Source organism: Bacillus cereus group sp. BfR-BA-01430 (genome assembly GCF_022663115.1).
GTDB classification, from domain to species: Bacteria; Bacillota; Bacilli; order Bacillales; family Bacillaceae_G; genus Bacillus_A; species Bacillus_A cereus_BD.
Map to the genome: position 1 here is coordinate 1 of NZ_JAKUEW010000090.1, position 237 is coordinate 237.

A 237-nucleotide genomic window follows, 5' to 3' on the forward strand; every position below is an offset into this window, starting at 1 on the left:
GTTCAAGATAATGTAAGGAATAACGGTCCAGTAAGTAGTGGAAATGTGAATGTAAGTGGAACAACAGTACAACGAGAAGTAAACGTTCAGGATAATGTGAAAAGCAATGGTCCAGTAAGTAGTGGGAATGTGAATATAAGTGGAACAACAGTACAACGAGAAGTAAACGTTCAGGATAATGTGAAAAGCAATGGTTCAGTAAGTAGTGGAAATGTGAACATAAGTGGAACAACAGTA

Annotated in this window: 1 protein-coding gene; it reads left to right on the forward strand. The window is 37.1% G+C overall.

What is annotated here, in order from left to right; genetic code table 11:
- Positions 1-237, forward strand: a 237-nt coding sequence (locus MR058_RS23080; protein ID WP_242145948.1) for a hypothetical protein, incomplete at both ends; no start/stop codon positions are given.